This is a genomic window from Pedobacter steynii, assembly GCF_900103665.1.
Lineage (GTDB): Bacteria > Bacteroidota > Bacteroidia > Sphingobacteriales > Sphingobacteriaceae > Pedobacter > Pedobacter steynii.
Genome location: NZ_FNGY01000008.1, coordinates 270,617 through 288,238 on the forward strand (window position 1 = coordinate 270,617; position 17,622 = coordinate 288,238).

14 protein-coding genes are annotated in these 17,622 nt (G+C 41.0%); 2 read left to right on the forward strand and 12 right to left on the reverse strand.

Features of this window, described 5'->3' with window-relative positions; genetic code table 11:
* Positions 1 to 71: 71 nt before the first annotated feature.
* The 7 genes from BLQ87_RS22535 to BLQ87_RS22565 form a co-directional block, all read right to left on the reverse strand.
* On the reverse strand, positions 72 to 3,263 hold the full coding sequence (locus tag BLQ87_RS22535; protein WP_074611172.1) for an efflux RND transporter permease subunit: 3,192 nt from the start codon (positions 3,261 to 3,263) through the stop codon (positions 72 to 74).
* Positions 3,264 to 3,271: 8 nt separating this feature from the next.
* Positions 3,272 to 4,414 carry an efflux RND transporter periplasmic adaptor subunit gene (locus BLQ87_RS22540; RefSeq protein WP_083362012.1) on the reverse strand — a complete coding sequence of 381 codons (1,143 nt, stop codon included), beginning with the start codon at positions 4,412 to 4,414 and terminating at the stop codon, positions 3,272 to 3,274.
* A 165-nt stretch (positions 4,415 to 4,579) separates the two neighbouring features.
* Positions 4,580 to 5,179 carry a TetR/AcrR family transcriptional regulator gene (locus tag BLQ87_RS22545; protein WP_074611174.1) on the reverse strand — a complete coding sequence of 200 codons (600 nt, stop codon included), beginning with the start codon at positions 5,177 to 5,179 and terminating at the stop codon, positions 4,580 to 4,582.
* Positions 5,180 to 5,327: 148 nt separating this feature from the next.
* Positions 5,328 to 6,656: a hypothetical protein gene (locus BLQ87_RS22550; RefSeq protein WP_074611175.1), complete on the reverse strand. Its 1,329-nt coding sequence runs from the start codon at positions 6,654 to 6,656 to the stop codon at positions 5,328 to 5,330.
* A 99-nt stretch (positions 6,657 to 6,755) separates the two neighbouring features.
* Complete coding sequence (locus tag BLQ87_RS22555) at positions 6,756 to 8,810, reverse strand: hypothetical protein (protein ID WP_074611176.1); 2,055 nt, start codon at positions 8,808 to 8,810, stop codon at positions 6,756 to 6,758.
* A 37-nt stretch (positions 8,811 to 8,847) separates the two neighbouring features.
* Complete coding sequence (locus tag BLQ87_RS22560; RefSeq protein ID WP_074611177.1) at positions 8,848 to 9,525, reverse strand: hypothetical protein; 678 nt, start codon at positions 9,523 to 9,525, stop codon at positions 8,848 to 8,850.
* A 107-nt stretch (positions 9,526 to 9,632) separates the two neighbouring features.
* Positions 9,633 to 10,745: a glycoside hydrolase family 18 protein gene (locus BLQ87_RS22565; RefSeq protein ID WP_245723908.1), complete on the reverse strand. Its 1,113-nt coding sequence runs from the start codon at positions 10,743 to 10,745 to the stop codon at positions 9,633 to 9,635.
* Positions 10,746 to 11,046: 301 nt separating this feature from the next.
* Here BLQ87_RS22565 and BLQ87_RS22570 point away from each other — a divergent pair, with 301 nt between their 5' ends.
* A complete protein-coding gene (locus BLQ87_RS22570) occupies positions 11,047 to 12,081 on the forward strand; it encodes a LacI family DNA-binding transcriptional regulator (RefSeq protein WP_074611178.1) in 1,035 nt (344 codons plus the stop codon).
* Here BLQ87_RS22570 and uxuA read toward each other — a convergent pair.
* The 4 genes from uxuA to BLQ87_RS22595 all read right to left on the reverse strand — a co-directional run bounded on the left by uxuA (position 12,078) and on the right by BLQ87_RS22595 (position 15,398).
* Positions 12,078 to 13,253 carry a mannonate dehydratase gene (uxuA, locus tag BLQ87_RS22575; RefSeq protein WP_074611252.1) on the reverse strand — a complete coding sequence of 392 codons (1,176 nt, stop codon included), beginning with the start codon at positions 13,251 to 13,253 and terminating at the stop codon, positions 12,078 to 12,080. The genes BLQ87_RS22570 and uxuA overlap by 4 nt on opposite strands.
* A 4-nt stretch (positions 13,254 to 13,257) precedes the next feature.
* The gene (locus BLQ87_RS22580; protein WP_074611179.1) at positions 13,258 to 14,079 is read right to left on the reverse strand and encodes an SDR family oxidoreductase; all 822 of its coding nucleotides are present in this window, start codon (positions 14,077 to 14,079) and stop codon (positions 13,258 to 13,260) included.
* Positions 14,080 to 14,345: 266 nt separating this feature from the next.
* Entirely contained in the window at positions 14,346 to 14,459 is a 114-nt protein-coding gene (locus tag BLQ87_RS33585; RefSeq protein ID WP_143010524.1) for a response regulator transcription factor, read from the reverse strand.
* A gap of 600 nt (positions 14,460 to 15,059) precedes the next feature.
* Entirely contained in the window at positions 15,060 to 15,398 is a 339-nt protein-coding gene (locus tag BLQ87_RS22595; protein ID WP_069381434.1) for a helix-turn-helix domain-containing protein, read from the reverse strand.
* A 259-nt stretch (positions 15,399 to 15,657) separates the two neighbouring features.
* Between BLQ87_RS22595 and BLQ87_RS22600 the strand changes: the two genes are divergently transcribed.
* Positions 15,658 to 15,918 carry a hypothetical protein gene (locus tag BLQ87_RS22600; RefSeq protein ID WP_074611182.1) on the forward strand — a complete coding sequence of 87 codons (261 nt, stop codon included), beginning with the start codon at positions 15,658 to 15,660 and terminating at the stop codon, positions 15,916 to 15,918.
* Positions 15,919 to 16,075: 157 nt separating this feature from the next.
* Here the strand turns inward: BLQ87_RS22600 and BLQ87_RS22605 are convergent, their stop codons facing one another.
* The gene (locus BLQ87_RS22605) at positions 16,076 to 17,428 is read right to left on the reverse strand and encodes a Gfo/Idh/MocA family protein (RefSeq protein ID WP_074611183.1); all 1,353 of its coding nucleotides are present in this window, start codon (positions 17,426 to 17,428) and stop codon (positions 16,076 to 16,078) included.
* Positions 17,429 to 17,622: the final 194 nt, after the last annotated feature.

Below are 17,622 nucleotides of genomic sequence, written 5' to 3' on the forward strand. Positions count from 1 at the left end.
TAGTTCTGTTGTTATTGTTGATGGTTCCTGAATGAACATTAAGCCCATTCAGAAACCATTTATTAAATCAATTAAGAGTAGATGATGTTGGCTTCAGGATTTACGGTCACCCCATGGCCGACTTCTTCTGCTACCGGTGGTTTGCCACTTACTTTTTCCTGAAGGTATTGGAAGATCACAAACAATACCGGAATGATAAACAAGCCTAGAATTACACCGGAGATCATCCCTCCTGCTGCACCAATACTGATCGAGTGATTACCCAGTGCTGATGGCCCTGTGGCAGTCATCATCGGGATTAACCCTACAATAAATGCCAGTGAGGTCATGATGATCGGACGTAAACGCAATTTCGCGGCTTCTAAAGCAGCAGCGATCAGGGTTTTTCCGGCTTTTCTACGCTGTACCGCATATTCTACAATCAAGATTGCATTTTTTGCGAGTAAACCGATCAGCATCACCAATGCGACCTGCACATAAATGTTATTTTCAATTCCTGTAAGTCCGATGGCTACAAATACCCCAAATACACCTGCCGGAATGGAAAGTACGACTGCTAAAGGCAGGATATAACTTTCATATTGTGCAGATAACAGGAAGTAAACAAACACAAGACACAACATAAAGATGATGGTCGATTGTCCGCCTGAAGAAATTTCCTCTTTCGTTAAACCGGAGAATTCGAAGGAATAACCTGAAGGAAGGTGTTTCTGAGCTACTTCTTCTACTGCTTTAATCGCATCACCAGAGCTGTATCCAGGTTTGGCAATGGCATTCACCCCAATCGAGTTGAACAGGTTATACCTGGAAGCAGTTTCTGCACCATATACCCTCGACAATGTAGCTACCGTACTAATCGGAACCATTTCACCTTGTTTGTTTTTAACATAGACCGCATCCATCGCCGAAGCATCTGAACGGTCGGCAATATCCGCTTGTACCATCACCCTGTAATACTTACCAAAGCGGTTGAAATCTGAAGCTTGTGCACTTCCGAAATAAGCCTGCATGGTTTGCAGGATGTCTTTGGTATTGATACCGAGTTGTTCTGCTTTCTCGTCGTCAATTTTAAGTTCCAACTGAGGATAATCGGCTTTAAAGGTGGTAAAGGCCACAGCGATTTCTTTGCGTTTCATCAGTTCGCCGATGAAGTTATAGGCAATACCGCTGAATTTATCCAGTTTACCTCCGCTTTTATCTTGTAATACAAGGTCTAAACCGTCCACGTTACTGAAACCAGGAACCGTAGGGAACGTGAAGACAAAGAAATTGGCTCCTTTTACAGTAGATAATTTAGCCCTGATGTCGTTCATGATGTCATTGATCCCTTTTAATTTGCCACGTTCTTCCGTAGGTTTCAGCAAGACGAAAGCAACCCCGGCCGATGGACTGGTACTTTGTGTCATGATGTTAAAACCGGAAAGTACGTTTAACAGGCGGTTCGACTCTAAAGGCATCAGTATCTTTTCTGCTTCTTTCAATGCTTCAGTGGTACGCTCCAAAGAGGCGCCAGCAGGCATAGACAGGGCAATAGCAATAAAGCCTTGATCTTCAGAGGGAATAAATCCAGTAGGTGTTTTCTTAACCATCCAGATGGTCGACAGGGTGATGATGATCAAACCTGCAATACCTACCCATTTAAAACGGATCAGGAACCTTAAACTACCAATGTATTTATTGGTTAAGCTGTTAAATCCACTGTTAAAGCCGATGAAGAAACGTTCTTTAAAGGTGGTCTTTGTAGCTTCGTGTTTATTGGCATGTGGGTTTTTAAGGAACAATGCACAAAGTGCAGGGCTTAACGTCAATGCGTTTACAGCAGAAATCACAATGGCGATGGCCAGGGTAAAAGCAAACTGTCTGTAGAATACGCCTGTAGAACCTTCCATAAATCCTACCGGTAAGAATACCGCCGACATTACCAAAGTAATGGAGATGATGGCTCCGGTAATTTCCTGCATCGCAGAAGCTGTCGCCGCTTTTGGAGACAAATTATGGTGTTCCATTTTGGCATGCACCGCTTCCACCACTACGATCGCATCATCGACCACAATACCAATGGCGAGTACGAGGGCGAATAAGGTCAGGAGGTTAATAGAAAAACCAAAGAGCTGCATGAAGAAGAATGTTCCTATGATCGCAACCGGTACGGCAATTGCCGGAATCAGGGTGGAACGGAAATCCTGAAGGAAAATAAATACCACGATAAATACCAGGATAAAGGCTTCAATCAGGGTGTGTTTTACCTGATCAATAGATTGGTCCAGAGATACTTTAGTACTGTACAGTACATCATATTTTACTCCTTTAGGGAAATCTTTCTCTGCTTTTTTCATGAAATCCTGAATCTTAATCTGGATTTCATTGGCATTGGAACCTGCCAGTTGCAAAATCCCCACATCAATTCCGGGTTTTCCATTGATACGGGTTAAACTTCCGTAAGTATAAGCACCGAACTCTACTCTCGCTACATCTTTAAGTCTTAATATAGAACCGTCTGCATTGGAACGGATCACCATATTTTCATAATCCTTAGGCTGGTTCAGCTTGCCTTTATATTTGATCACGTATTCAAAAGCATTCTTGCTGCTCTCTCCGAATTTTCCGGGAGCCGCTTCTACGTTTTTGTTTTGGATGGCGGCCATTACTTCATTAGGCATCAGGTTGTAACTGGCCATCTGCGCCGGATTTAACCAAACCCTCATAGAGTAATCCTTGTTTCCACCAAAGATGCTGGCAGAACCTACACCCGGGATCCTTTTGATCTCCGGGATCAGGTTAATCTGCGCATAGTTGGCCAGAAAAGTCTGATCATAATCCGATTCTTTATCGGTGTACATATCCAGTACCATGATCAGACTGTTCTGTTGTTTGGCAGTGGTGACACCGGCTTGTACCACTTCAGCCGGAAGCTGACTGGTTGCCTGTGCCACCCTGTTTTGTACGTTTACAGCAGCCTGATCGGGATTGGTTCCCAGCTTAAAGTAAACGGTGATCACGAGTGATCCGTCATTACTGGCAGTAGAGCTCATGTAACTCATTCCCTCTACCCCATTGATGGATTCTTCCAGGGAAGGTGCTACTGAACGCAATACCGTTTCCGCATTTGCACCCGGATATAGTGCCATTACCTGTACGGCCGGCGGCGCAATATCAGGGAATTGTTGGAGTGGTAATTTTGAGAGTCCGAGCACTCCAAAGATCACTAACAGAATAGAGATCACGGTTGCAAGGACCGGTCTTTGTATGAATATCTTAAACATGACTGGTTTTAATTAGCGGCAATTTTTAATGTTTTTTCTTCTTTTGATACTTCAGGAGTGATGGCATCTCCGTCTTTCAGGATTTCCATTCCTTTGGAAACAATCCTGTCTCCGGATTTCAAACCATCTTTGATCAGGTAATTTGTACCACTGATTCCGATGACTTTGATCGGCTGTTTAGCCACTTTATTGTCTTTACCTACGGCGTATACGAACACTTTGTCCTGTACTTCTACGGTGGCCGACTGAGGAACCATCATGGCGTCCTGATGTTGCAGGCTTAACCTTACTTTACCTGTATTTCCAGATCTCAATAAACCGGAAGCATTAGGAAAGCTCGCTCTTAAAGTGATGGAACCTGTAGTTTTATCAAACTGCCCGTCGATCATATCGATTTTGCCTTTTTCTGCATACGTACCATTGTCGGATAATACGAGCTCTACCGGAGGAAGATTTTTCAATTTTCCGGCAGCAGTTGCGGAAGGATACTTCTCTTTGAAACTGATGAAATCAGCCTCCCCTAAAGAAAAATAAACGTGTACCTCATGTACATCAGAAAGGTTGGTTAAAGGCAAAACATCTGAAGGGGAAACGAGGCTTCCCTGTTTCTTCGGCAAACGGCCAATATATCCACTTACCGGAGCTTTGATTAAGGTATAACCTAAATTGATCTGTGCAGTACCTACACTTGCTTTTGCCTGTGCAACATTGGCTACAGCGATCTGATGCGCCGTTTTTGCCGTCTTTAGCTGAATGTCGGAAACCACCTTGTTTTGTACCAGGGGAACCAGTTTATCCACTTCAAGCTGCGCATTTAATACAGCGGCTTCTGCGGCGCGTTGATTTGCTTTGGCATTGTTCAGCTGCTCTGTAAAAGGAAGCGAGTTGATTTTGAATAAAGGTTGTCCTGCTTTAACTAAGGCACCTTCATTTACAAGAACCTGCTCTAAAACACCACCCACCTGAGGACGGATTTCCAGATCTATCGCACCTTGTACAGATGCCGGGTATTCCTGATAAGTGGTTTCTGCGCTCTTAGTGATAGAGATCACTGGCAATGAAGGCGCAGGTGCTGTACTGGCAACCTGCATCGGTTCGCTGGAACAGCCAAAAAGAAATATTGCGGTGGAAAGTAAAATTATTGTTTTCATAACGTTAGTAGATCGTTTAACAGTGTTAAGTGATTGCGGGAAGTTGGGGTAATATTTCATGATATGTTTGATTTAAAGAGGGTGTAACGTGGATAAGTAATTTAACAGTGTTAAGTAACTGTTAATAAAAAAACGGATAATGATTTAAAACCCGTTTGCAATGATTTAATCGTTGATGTATTTTATGATTCCTTTAAGTGCATCTCTCAGTATATGTTGATTTGTTTCATTGTCGGTGCCTTTTCTTACAAAGTTGATGGAGATCAAGCCATGTACAACAGACCAGAAGGTGAAGTATTTTCTACAGACCAGGTCATCATTGATAGGATCTGCCGTCATCAGCGCTTTAATGGTATCGCAAATGATGTTCGTGGTTCCTTCCGCTTCCGGAAAGGCCTTCATCATTTCGCAGCAGTTCATATCTACGCCATACATGAGCTGATACAATTCCTTATATTTAAAGGCAAAATTCCAATAGGCCAGCCACATGCCTTCCAGTTGATCTTCGGGAAGCGTATGTTTGTTTTTTTCCGCTTTCAATTCCTGCAATAAAATAATGTATCCTTTTCTGGTTAATTCCAGGAGGATTCCTTCTTTATTGGCAAAGTATTCGTAGATGATGGGTGCTGTATATTCTATTTTATCCGCAATCTTTCTCATACTGAGTGATTGCCAGCCATCTTCTTTCACGATTTCCAGAGCTGCATCTAGTATATTGAGTCTTGTTTCCTCTTTCAACCGCTGTATGCGTTCTTTACTTCCCATTGGTTTAGAAAATTGAATAGTGTAAATAATTTAACACTGTTAAGCAAATGTACAGCGCATTTGGAATATTAATATCATCACTTTGTCAAATACAATAAAAAGGCCTTTCAGGTATATCTGAAAGGCCTTTTTATATTTGTGTTTTTCCTTACTTAATCAATTGAGAAAAGGAATTGACATTTTTTTTCTTGAAATCTATTTGTCCCTGGAGCCTCCCCTTTTCGGTATCGAGCTTAGTTGCGGTCAATTTCAAATGAGTAAATGGTTCAATAAAGGAATTTAACAAAGGGAATTGTTTTTGTGCTTTAATCCGGTTGATGTCTGCTTCAGCATAGAAGAAATACGGGCTTTTTATCAACACCGTCTGGAAGTCATCTTCTTCTTTAGTGCTCAACTGCCAGCCATCGTCCTGTCTGGAACTAAAAACCTGGTACAATGGAAACAGTTCCCTGTTCAATTGATTGGCATCGGTAATGATGTTTTTCATTTTCAGATACTTTAGCATCGGATCAGGATTGCCATTAAAGCTGAGTTTAAAATGAGGTACTGCTGTTGTTTTGAGCGTGGTCTGTGCGACTTTCTCAAAGTCGTCATTGTATTCGTAAGTGATCACTGACTCTTGCTGAGTAATGTTCTTCCTCAGTTCCAGCGAAACGTAAGCCCCGTAAGACTTCAGTAAACTGTCGGACTGCAAATTGAAGCTCTTGAAATTAAATTCCTGATGTGCTAAGAAGGAAGTCAGTCCTGCATTCAGCCAGATCTTTAAAGCGGCATCTTTAGCGAAACTATTTCTATAAGCTGTTTGTTCCGGAATTTCCAGGTCCGAAATCGGGAAAGTACAGTCAACGAGCGCCTGCCCGTCTTTGAAATCGAGGCTTCCCGAATACTTGTTGAAGTTCCAGCTCAGGTGTCCTGTTGCTTTTTTCAAATCCACCATTTCCGGAGCGCCGGGATCCATCATATTCTTTTGTTCGAGTAAATCATTCAGAATGCCGGTTACCGATTCTTTTCTAAAACTATAGGCCATGGCAAGATCGTTCGCGTTGTAAACGACAGTCAGCTTTTGATCTGCTGAGCTTCCTGTTATGGTTCCGTTTGCGTTTCTTAGAAAGGTTTTTAGTTTAAAGACACGTTTCAGGTATGGCCTGAGTGCCGCACTGTCGGCCACCGGTAAAGCACAGAAATAAGTGCCGGCAGATTTAGAACGAAGTGTATAAACAAAGATATTTGCAGGTAAAGAAATTCCCCTTGGGCTACTTCCCTCCTTTTTGCTTTCGCTTAAATAATAGCCAGGGTTGCTCATAAAATCTGCCGACATGGTTTGAAAGATGCCATCAAGATTAATCTTGAAAATCAGATTTGCATCTTTATGAATCTTGTTCTGATAAGAACGGTATTCCCGGAATTGCAAATACCCATAAACGGAAATCAGCAGCAATATGACTATTGCTGCTGATATTTTTAATATTCTTTTCATCAGTATATCATTTGATTTTTATCGGTTATGAAGCTATCATAAGCATGTTCACTGTTTTTTTTGGCATGCTTATGATGGTTTCATTGGTAAGTCTTTTGACTACTTCAGATTTTCAATCACTGAAAACAGATATTTCAATGAATTTTTTTGATCTGCAGGAGTATCCATACTGATTTCTCCGGCAAAGGTATTGCCATTCATCGGATAAGACCTGATATAGATATCCCCCAGAGAATTCAGTGTTTTATTCGCTTTCTCGATTTTAGCAGGGCTTCCAAGTTCTTCTGCAGGTATTTTTCCTGCCAGTCTTTTCGGACTGAAATAAGCAGCATAGTTATTCCCTAACAATGCGCTTTTATGTCTGCCGGAAACCTTAGCCTGATAAGTATTACTCACGATTTGCTCCATTTCCGTTGCGTCGGTACCTAAGAAAATAATACCTTCCTTTATGGTGAAATATAAAGCGAGCGGGCTTTTAGGAATGGTCACTTCATAATAGCTGTTTTTGCTTTTTACCACTTCTTTTTTTACACCATAAGCAATCAGTTTGTTGATCAGGCGGGTATCCTCGGTAGAGATCATTGCAAGGAAGTCAGGCAAAGTCTCTTTTTTTGTTTTCATGACTTCAGTAGTCTCAAAGTTTTCTTCGTTATAGTCGTAAGATTTATAAGAAACTTCTTTTTGTGACAGCCCGTTGAAAATAAAGATTCCATCACCTTTGATCACTTTACTGATGGCTTCTTCATCTAATACTAAAGAGAAAAGGTCTGTTGCCATTCCGATTTCGTCCGAATAAAGTGAACCGTAGATCTTAGAAACCAGTTTAGGGTATTCCTGCAGATAAGATTTGGTATCCATTGAATAAGCCATGTAACCAATCAATTTATCTTCATTTACATATTTTAAAAAGGCTTTGTTCAGCTTTCTCTGGTGTACTTTCCTCAATACGCTGCCCATTTCTTCACCAAAAGTCATTGCAGAACTGATGCGAATAGATTTTTCTTCCAGATACAATTTCGCGTTTGCCGTTCCATAACCGCTAAGGAAATTGAAATCCTTCAGGTACGGAGTAGAGGGCATAAATGCTTTTCCTAATTTCTCTACGCCTGCAACCCAAATGGTAGCTTCAGCTTTTTGGTCGATATTTTTAGTGAAATCTGCATTTTTCAAGATGGAATTCTGGTCGGTACCGGTAAAAGCATCATCTATCATTTTAACAGTCCAACGCGCTACTACCGCTGTTTTAACCTTCTTGTCTTTGTAATACGGTGAGTTTTTATCGTCGTAATAAGAATAAGCAGTGTCTACTACAGCTGCTGCGCTATCAACTGCTGCTGCTGCACTGGCTGCGGCCTCTGCAGCATCCATATATACCTCTTCTGCAGGCTGAACTTTAACCGGTTTCTTTTTATAAGATTTTTTGGCTGACTTCTTTCCTTTTAATTTGGTTTTTCTGGACTTCGCAGCATGACTGCTTTTCTTTTTAGATCTTACGCGCGGTTTAGGTTCCTCTACCATTACCTCACTGGCATCCATCACCCCATCGCTGGCAGCTGCAACATCCGTCACTTCAACTGCATCCGTTACTGTGGCAGCGGTATCTGCAGAAACCTCAGCCTGAGGTATTTCAATAGCCGACATCCCGAAACGTTCACGAATCTCCGGGCGGTCAAAATAAGCGCTTCTTCCGTCTGCCAATACCATCAGCAACATTTCATCATTCCAACGCATGATCTTCGAAGAATCTGCATTGAAAAATGTTCTCTGTTTGCCGTTGATACTAAACTTCTTACCTGATTGCTCAAATACTTTGTCCAGCTGAGCCAGATTTTTTACCGGAGCAAGAAAGCAGTTGTAACTAACGCTGTCGTTCGTTTGGTTGTAATAATAGAAGGACGAGGATAGGTTAAATCCGAAATCTTCCACACTATTGTAATTGTTGTTTTGCTCCTTTGCCAGTTTGCTGAACATTTCCTTTCCGATAAAAGTATTGTTGAACTCCTCGGCGGACATCAGTTCAAGAAAGTTGTTTCCCTTAATGGTCATCACTGCCATGGCATCAGCTGGTATTTTACGGGAAAGGTCCTGGGCATTAACTGTCAGTGTACCTAGTAGAAAAGCACTGGTAACTGCAGATTTAAAATAGTAATTCATGCGTAGATTGATAATTTAGATAGGTAAAAATGGAGATTTATTTAGATAAAATAATTTTATTGGAAATATTGGTTTTCCCGTTGATCAGCCCCAGCATGCCGGTATTCAGCATCACTGCTTTCTTTGTCTTGGATACTTTAGCCAATGGGTTTGAACAGGTGCTTACCGGTTTTTCAAAACGGTAAATGCTGGTATAACTCGCTTCTTTAAATACGTTTTTAACTTCCGGCTTTAGCTTATTATATTCGGTCAGTGTTTCTTTGGTATGTGTGTAGTTTCGTTGAAAGGTATTTGTTTCGGGACTATAGCTGTAAGAGGAGTTGCTCACGGCCTTAATTTTCATTTTCTTCAGCACATTCTGATTGACATTATTGATATTGGAAATGTTTTTGAATGCAAAGCTGACACTTGCAATATAATTTTCCAGGTCCACGGTTTTTTTTATATTGCTGATGCCTGGAGAATTTTTCAGGTAAGCAACTACCTCATCCATCTCTTTCTGAATCTTTTGCTTTGAGGGTACTTTGTAACCGTTCACACTGTCTAAGAGCATGATAGAGGCTGCTTTCGTTTTGCTTGCACTCAAATTTACCGTTAAATTTACGGTGCCTGAGCCATTCGCAGCCACATTAATCTCTTCTATAATCTGAAAACAGGAAGAAAAAACACATGCCAATAGTATTAATATAAAGTACCCCAAATTTCTCTTTATCATGTGCGCTTCGACAATATTAAAAATATATAATTTCGCAAAGATATAATTTAGTCCTTTAATATTTAGGATGAATATGAGTTAACCATGCATCTGTTTCTTTTTGTATACTACCTCAGCGACTTAGCAATTTCATTTAACAAATATTCTTTAGGATCCGACGCGTATTCCCAAAACATAACCCCAGCCATCCCCTGATTTGTTACATATTTGCATTTTTCCCTCACCGACCACTCATCATCATAAGTAATTAAAGTATTGCTATCTGCATTGAAAAGATAAGAGGCTTTTGCATCCTGGTCCTTAAACTCTTTAAAACCTTTTTTATTGATCAGACTGTCTTTAATTTTACTAAAGCCACTTCCGAACTCCCCGGTAACATAACCGGCACCCAATCCGGTAGTACTTCCGGCTGCTACTTTGGAATTTCTTCCGTAAAAGGCAATGCCCATCACCAGCTTCGAGGCAGGTACTCCGGCAGCAATATAAGCACTGATGGCTTTATCGGCGGAGTTTTCTGTCGGGTAAAGCTTTGAAGGATATAAATTGGTATGGTGTCCGGCGATCTTTCCCGAATAAAAATCATAAGTCATAAGGTTGATGTAATCCAGATAAGCAGCTGCTTTATCCATTTCTGTATGTTTTAGAAAATCAGGAAAGCCGCCAACAGCGGTGGTCAGTAACTTCTTCATACCACTTTCTTTCTCCAACACATCAAGCTCCTTTCTCAACGCTTCAAACATAAGGGTGAAATTCTGTTTATCCTCTGGCCTGACCACATTTCCCGCTTCTCCGGGCTGGGCCGGGTATTCCCAATCAATATCTACCCCATCTAAATGGTGCTTTCTGATAATGTCTACCGCACTTAATGCAAAAGCAGCCCTGGAAGTATCTGTCAGCATGGCGTCTGAAAAGTTTTCACTCCATGCCCAACCACCTATAGAAATCAAAATTTTTAAAGCCGGATTTTTCTTTTTTAACTGTAAGAGCTTGCGGAAATTAACGGTATCTGTTTTTTCGTTGGTTAGAAATGCCCGGTTCCGCTGGACATCCACAAAAGCATAATTGATATGTGTCAGTTTCTTCGCAGCGATCAAATCGGTATTAACAAGACCTCTGAAGCCACCTACATAGCCAATAACGACTTTCTGAGGTGTTTCTTTCTTCATAGCCCCAAACAATATGACCAACAGGAATAAAACCAGTGTTCTTTTCATCTTCATAAAATCAGTGTTAATTTCATTTCCATTAAAGATATAAAACATTATGGTAAAATGAAACCGGATACAGTAGATAATGTATTGATAAACAAAGTCTAACCGAGGCTAAGGCACGCATTATCCCTGCCCGGTTGAAACTGTTTCCTGAAAAACCAGACAAAAAGGACGATACACACCAAGCCCTGGCAAATGCCGTTTAGATAAGAACGACGGTCTGGTGTAATTAAAGAATTACCAAAATATAAAAAAAAATGAGCCTTATCTCCCCTAATAATTGCAATTTAGGCATCAAAATGAAACCGGCATGAACAACAGTATCACCTTAAAGGATATTGCGAAAGCGCTCCATCTGTCTACTTCCACGATATCCAAAGCTCTTAACGACAGTTACGAAATTGGTGAAGAGACCAAGAAAAGAGTGGTGGCTTATGCCAGGGAGCATCATTATGTCCCAAACCGCATGGCTAAGGGGTTAAAACAAGGAAAAAGCAGGTCTATTGGGGTCGTTGTCTGTTCACTGGATAACAATGTGATTGCGCAAATGCTCGATGGGATTGATAAAGTTAGCACAGGCAAGTCTTATCAGATTATCATTATGCAAAGTAAGGAATCTCAGGCCCAGGAGATGGCCTGTATAGATTTATTATATGCCGGAGGGATAGACGGTCTGCTTATTTCTCCTGCCTGTGAGACCATTGATTTCAGCTACCTTAAAGCTTTACAGGCCTCGGGTTTGCCGGTGGTACTTTTCGACCGGCTGACGGATCAGATGGAAACCCATAAGGTTGGGGCAGATAATTTTAAAGGAGCTTATGATGCAACCCTGCATTTAATTGAAAACGGATATAAGCGTATTGCCCATTTAAACACCAATACCAACCTGAGCATTTCTATCGATCGTCTCAATGGATATAAAGCCGCATTGGCCGATCAGAAAATCGACTTTAAAGCGGCGTATCTGAGGTCTTGTGATTATACGGATACGAACAGGCTCAATGCCGATCTGGAGCAGGCAATCAAATATTATATGTCCTTACCGGAACCGCCGGATGCGATTTTTACCACAACAGATCAAATTACCACCAGGTGTGTAACCTTACTGAATAAATTAGGCTATCGCATCCCCGGGGATGTTGCTTTGATCGGATTCACCAATACAGAACTGGCCGATGCCATGAACCCTGCATTGAGTACCATACATCAGCCAGCTTTTGAAATCGGACAGCTTGCTGCCGAAAAGTTGATTTCTTTAATTGAGCGGAAGCACCTGGAAGAGGATTTTGAAACCATTAAGTTAAAAACCCAGATTCTGGTGAGGTCGTCCAGTCAGAAGAACTAATAATTTCCTGTAATGCCCAATTCCAGTCCACGCAACTCTGCAAGACCGCGTAAGCGTCCTATCGCGGAATAACCGGGATTGGTTTGTTTGTTGAGGTCATCCAGCATTTGGTGACCATGATCAGGACGGAAAGGAATCGGTGTTGCCCTAACTGCATTTTCTTTCACTATTGCCTTCATTACTTCGTACATGTTCACATCGCCACCCAGATGGTCTGCTTCATAGAAGTTTCCTTCTTCATCTTTGGTCACATTTCTAAGGTGTAGAAAATGTACCCGCTCTTTTACCGCTTCAAAGATTTCAGGCAGGTTATTGTCCATCCCTGCTCCCAGGGAGCCGGTACAAAAGCAAATGCCATTAAATTCCTGGTTTACACTGTTGATGATGTGAAGCAGATCAGCCTTGGTACTCGCAATTCTCGGAAGCCCCAGTATCGGATAAGGAGGGTCGTCAGGATGAATGGTCATTTTGATGCCCTCTTCTTCACAGACTCCGGAGATCCCGTTCAGAAACCAGATCAGGTTTTCTTTAAGTCCTTCGGTACCGATTGCCTTATATTCATCAATGCTGTTGCGCAAAGCATCCAGCTCTATTTCTTTTTCATTCGGAATGCCCATCAGTACATTGATTCTGAGCAGCTCCAGTTCTGATACACTTAGTGCTGTATAACGTTGTTCCGCCTTAATGCGAATCTTTTCCTCATAATCAGCTGCTGCCCCTTCCCTTTTTAAAATGAACAGGTCAAAAACGGCGAGGTCTGTCCAGTTAAAATAAAGTGCTTTGGAACCATCTTCCATCACCAGGTCCAACTGTGTACGCGTCCAGTCCAGTACAGGCATGAAGTTATAACATACAGTTTTGATTCCGCAGGAAGCCAGATTTTTTAAGCTTGTCTTGTAGTTCTCTATATACTGACCTGCATCTGCGCGTCTGGTTTTAATGGCTTCATGAACAGGGACACTTTCCACTACTGCCCAGTTTAGTCCGGCAGCTTCAATAATTGATTTGCGTTCCTGAATATCAGCCAATGGCCATACTTCACCATGTGGGATATGATGTAGTGCGCTGACAATCCCTGTTGCTCCCGCCTGTTTTACATCCTGCAGGCTTACCGGATCAGATGGCCCGTACCAGCGCCAGGTCTGAACTAATTTATGATTCTTTTTATCCATTGTTTTATACGCCGCTATAGGCATTAAATCCACCATCAACTAATATTGTTTCTCCGTTCACAAAGGCCGAAGCATCGCTAAGCAAATAAATCAGTGTTCCATTGAGCTCTTCCGGATTCCCCAGTCTGCCGAAAGGCGTATGGTTTACGAAACGTTGTGCCCGATCTGTATAAGAACCGTCTGTATTCGTTAACAAAGAGCGGTTTTGCTCCGTTAAAAAGACGCCAGGTGCCAGCGCATTCACCCTGACACGGTCGCCGTAACGCTGCGCCAGTTCTACCGCCATCCATTTGGTATACCCTTCTATTGCTGTTTTCCCCATAGTATAGCCCAGTACTCTTGTCAATGGCCTTTGTGCAGCCAGTGAAGAAATATTTACGATAGAACCTTTACCTTTTTCGGCGATGACTCTTCCAAAAACATGAGTTGGAAGTACCGTTCCGAAAAGATTGAGCTCTACCGCTTTTTGGGTATCTGCAATATTGATATCAAATATATTCTGATCCGGGGCAATTGTTGCGCCCGGAATATTTCCTCCGGCTGCATTCACAAGGCCATCAATGGTCCCCCAGGCGTTTAAAATTTGTGTTCTTGCTGCAATCAGGGCCTCTTCATTCAGCACATCGGTGATTACTGCGATGGCTTCACCCCCATTTAAGGTGATGGCTTTCACCCTTTCATTTGCTTTTTCTTCATTTCTGCCCAAAATGGCCACTTTAGCTCCTGCAGCAGCGACTGCCAGTGCAAATGACTCTCCCAGTACACCGGTAGCTCCGGTGATTACAATCACCTTATTTTCTAATGAAAACAGATCTTTGCCATTCATAATTTAAGTTTATATAGGTTAAATACTTCATTCAATGTTAATGAAATTTAGCCTCGTATAACCACGATTCTCTTTAAATATTTACGATAACGTTTGCGTTTTCCTTATCTGCTGAGCTCAAAATTACCTGCTTCCAGTCCCTTGTCTGCCAGCATGCGGAGAGAAAGCTGATGATAAAAGAATGTTTTTCATTTTCATACTGATAGCTCGCCACCAGGGAGACTGAGATCGAGTAAGATACAATCGTAACTGTAAAGATTGGTCTTTTACATTGCGGCATGATAGTCGCAGGCTATTTCACAGATATTTCCTTCCGCACTAAAATAAGCAAGGATACTTTCCCGAAGTGACTGCTCATCTTCAACTAATAGTAATTTCATCGGACAAAGGTTTCTGTAGGTGTTTCAATTTAACAATTATTATTGATGACTTCATATGTATACCCCAGATAATCTACCGCAATAACATTAAACCGGCTCTCAAATTTCTGTCGTAAAGTAAGCCGGGTAAAGAAAGAAGATATGACCATAATGAGCATTAAAAGCAGGCCGGTATAGCTTAAGAAACAATGGAGCCAGGACTTGATAAAGTACTGTGGCAGAAGAAATAAAATATAGTGTAAGAGAGTGCCAGAAAGGCTGATACACCAAGGTCGTAAAGCAGACCCTGAGCAAATATCCGGAGGATGGAAAGAAAGAAAAAGTCTGTTTTTTCAATTGCAGCTGTCACCAGTCCGGGACGAATCAGGAACGACTCGGATATAAAGACAGCTACAAATGAAAAAATACACTGTACCTGTTTTTGAACAAAAAAGTAACGTTCATAAGACCGTAAATATACCGTCAAATGTACCTTCCTATTCTGAAGAAAAACTGAAGTTAAACAGCTCTTTCTACCTAGCGTATAGGTGAAAGACTGGTCGATCATAAGCTTCAAATTAAGAAATGAAAAAGCTGTTGACCGACCAGGTATTTTAAAGTTTAGGCAATTTTGTTGCGCTGATCTTCCTTATCATATAAGTCGATCAGTTTACTTTGCAAACGTATTACAGAACTCTCCAACTGACTGATTTTTTCCTTCAGTTGTTCAATAATCTGAATGTGTTCACTTACCCCTTCTTCCCCAACATCGAGAAACTCTCTTAAACTTAATCCGTGTACTTCAGCGATCTGATTGATGCGGCTAAAGTTTGGATCAGTAATACTCGTTTCTAATTTTGAGTACGCTGGAATTGAAATGTCCAGCAGATCGGCCATCGCTTTTTGGTTGACCCCTTTTTTTTGTCTTAAAATTCTAAATTTCTCCCCTAATGTTTTCATAATGAATATTATTATTTGTAATAACCCCTAATTGAAATAAATTTAAGAAATATTAAATATAATATTATCATATTATTACAAAATTTTGAAATTAATAATCAAAACTGACTTTTTGACCCCAAGTTTTAGGCCTAAAAAGCATAAAAAAAGGGCATAAAAACTCACAATTTTTTCTGTGATTTTTGCCCTTAATCCAATCATAGGAAACGATTTTTCGCATTTCCCTGATGTCACCACTTTTACCCATAATTACCTGTTTATGAGCAAAATAAATAATGATTATTTTTTAGTTTGCCTTAATATAAAGGCCCCTAACATGATCGCTACAGCCAATCCCGAAAACCCTGGGAAGAGGATAAATAAATATAAAACTCCGGCGACAAGGACTAAAGCGACAATAAATAAAAAACCTTGTAAAAAAGTCTCCATTTTGAACGCTGCGATGAGTGCAAACCCTAAAAAGGCTAAAGCAAGAATGGTTAAAAACATATACAAAGATGCATTTCCAATGTTAAGTTAACGTTAAGAAATAAGATTTGACTCTTTTTTTTCAAAAAAAATAACAATATAATCCTCAAAAATGACCGGTCATGAAGCCAGATATTATGGAAAGGTTATAAAAAAAAGACCAGCATGAAAAAACATACTGGTCTTTTTTTGAAACTAAAGTTCGGCGATTAATAATCGTCGTTTAGTGCGAAGATTGGTTTTCTCTTCATCCAGCTTCCACTGGTAAAATCAGGGAAGTCGATGGTTTCATTCCCAAGCTCTATAGATTGCTCACTCAATGGTGTAATCGCGCTCCATGCTGCAGCATCATATACATCCAATGGAGTTGGCTCATTTCGTTTCGCCGCTTCAATAAAAGCGTGGATGACGAAGAAGTCCATGCCACCGTGGCCTGCGCCTTGTGCATCATTACCGTATTTCTTCCAAAGTGGGTGATCATATTTATCTAACCACTCTTTTGCAGGATCCCAGGCGTGTGGTTTGCTCACTCCTTCTACATATATACTCTTGTTTACATCCATCCATAATCCTTTTGTTCCCTGAACGCGGAAACCTAATGAATATGGTCTTGGCAAATTGGTATCGTGCTGCAAAATAATAGTTTCTCCGTTTGCACAGTCGATCGTAGTGGTCACGATATCTCCTAAACGGAAGTTTACTTTCGCATTTGGATGACTTTCTCCACCTTTCTCTACGATATAGTTATGTAGTCCTCTTGATTTGGTTGCAAAAGAGTTCAGCTTTAAAAACTTATTACCTCTGTTGATGTTCACACATTGTGCAACCGGACCTATTCCGTGAGTCGGATATAAATCACCGTTACGGTGTACAGAGTGATTGGTTCTCCATTTTGCTTCTGAGAAACCTTTTTCATTAAATTCTACACCGCCACCATAAGGTTTTATGCCATCGTTGAATTTTACTTCTCTCAGGTCATGCTGGTAACCGCCCTGTAAATGCATGATTTCTCCAAACACACCCTGACGTACCATATTTAAGGCAGCCAATACATCTCTTCTGTAACATACGTTTTCCAACATCATTACATGTCCATTGTATTTTTCTGTTGCCTGTACCACATCCCAATGGTCCTGCAAGGTAATGCCCAACATCACTTCAGTTGCTACGTATTTAATACCAGCCTCTAAAGATTTGATGATCATTGGTTTGTGTAATTCCCATGGTGTAGCAATAACAATTGCTTTCAAACCTTTTGTTTCCAGTAGTTTCTTCCAGGCATTTTCGTCGCCAGTATAGATTTTAGGCATCGGCTTACCGCTTTTAGCGATCATCGCTTTAGCCGAATTCAGCATTCTCTCTTCTACATCGCAGATGGCTACCAATTCTACATCATCTCTTTTCAGTAAAAGATCAAGATGATTCTGGCCTCTCAATCCAACTCCAATCATGGCAACCTTGATCTTTTCTGCTTTAGTACCTGCAAAAATGGATTGCTCCGGTAAAACAGTCAGGGCTGCCGCAGTGATGCCACTACTTCTCACAAATTGTCTTCTGTTCATAATTTATTTAGTTCATTAATATGTTCGGTTCAGATTAAAACCTCTGGTCAGGCATAACCAGGATGATTAATCGAATACAATATATATACTATATCAGCAACCCGACAAACTGACGATTAAAAAAAAGCACGCAAACGTTTGATATTTCACCTTTCCTTGAAATTCCTAAATATCCGGGACATTTAATAATTACA

Coding starts and splice junctions, on each gene's coding strand:
- BLQ87_RS22535 (WP_074611172.1), bottom strand. CDS start 3,263: ATGTTTAAGATATTCATACAAAGACCGGTCCTTGCAACCGTGATCTCT.
- BLQ87_RS22540 (WP_083362012.1), bottom strand. CDS start 4,414: ATGAAAACAATAATTTTACTTTCCACCGCAATATTTCTTTTTGGCTGT.
- BLQ87_RS22545 (WP_074611174.1), bottom strand. CDS start 5,179: ATGGGAAGTAAAGAACGCATACAGCGGTTGAAAGAGGAAACAAGACTC.
- BLQ87_RS22550 (WP_074611175.1), bottom strand. CDS start 6,656: ATGAAAAGAATATTAAAAATATCAGCAGCAATAGTCATATTGCTGCTG.
- BLQ87_RS22555 (WP_074611176.1), bottom strand. CDS start 8,810: ATGAATTACTATTTTAAATCTGCAGTTACCAGTGCTTTTCTACTAGGT.
- BLQ87_RS22560 (WP_074611177.1), bottom strand. CDS start 9,525: ATGATAAAGAGAAATTTGGGGTACTTTATATTAATACTATTGGCATGT.
- BLQ87_RS22565 (WP_245723908.1), bottom strand. CDS start 10,745: ATGAAGATGAAAAGAACACTGGTTTTATTCCTGTTGGTCATATTGTTT.
- BLQ87_RS22570 (WP_074611178.1), top strand. CDS start 11,047: ATGAACAACAGTATCACCTTAAAGGATATTGCGAAAGCGCTCCATCTG.
- uxuA (WP_074611252.1), bottom strand. CDS start 13,253: ATGGATAAAAAGAATCATAAATTAGTTCAGACCTGGCGCTGGTACGGG.
- BLQ87_RS22580 (WP_074611179.1), bottom strand. CDS start 14,079: ATGAATGGCAAAGATCTGTTTTCATTAGAAAATAAGGTGATTGTAATC.
- BLQ87_RS33585 (WP_143010524.1), bottom strand. CDS start 14,459: ATGAAATTACTATTAGTTGAAGATGAGCAGTCACTTCGGGAAAGTATC.
- BLQ87_RS22595 (WP_069381434.1), bottom strand. CDS start 15,398: ATGAAAACATTAGGGGAGAAATTTAGAATTTTAAGACAAAAAAAAGGG.
- BLQ87_RS22600 (WP_074611182.1), top strand. CDS start 15,658: ATGAGCAAAATAAATAATGATTATTTTTTAGTTTGCCTTAATATAAAG.
- BLQ87_RS22605 (WP_074611183.1), bottom strand. CDS start 17,428: ATGAACAGAAGACAATTTGTGAGAAGTAGTGGCATCACTGCGGCAGCC.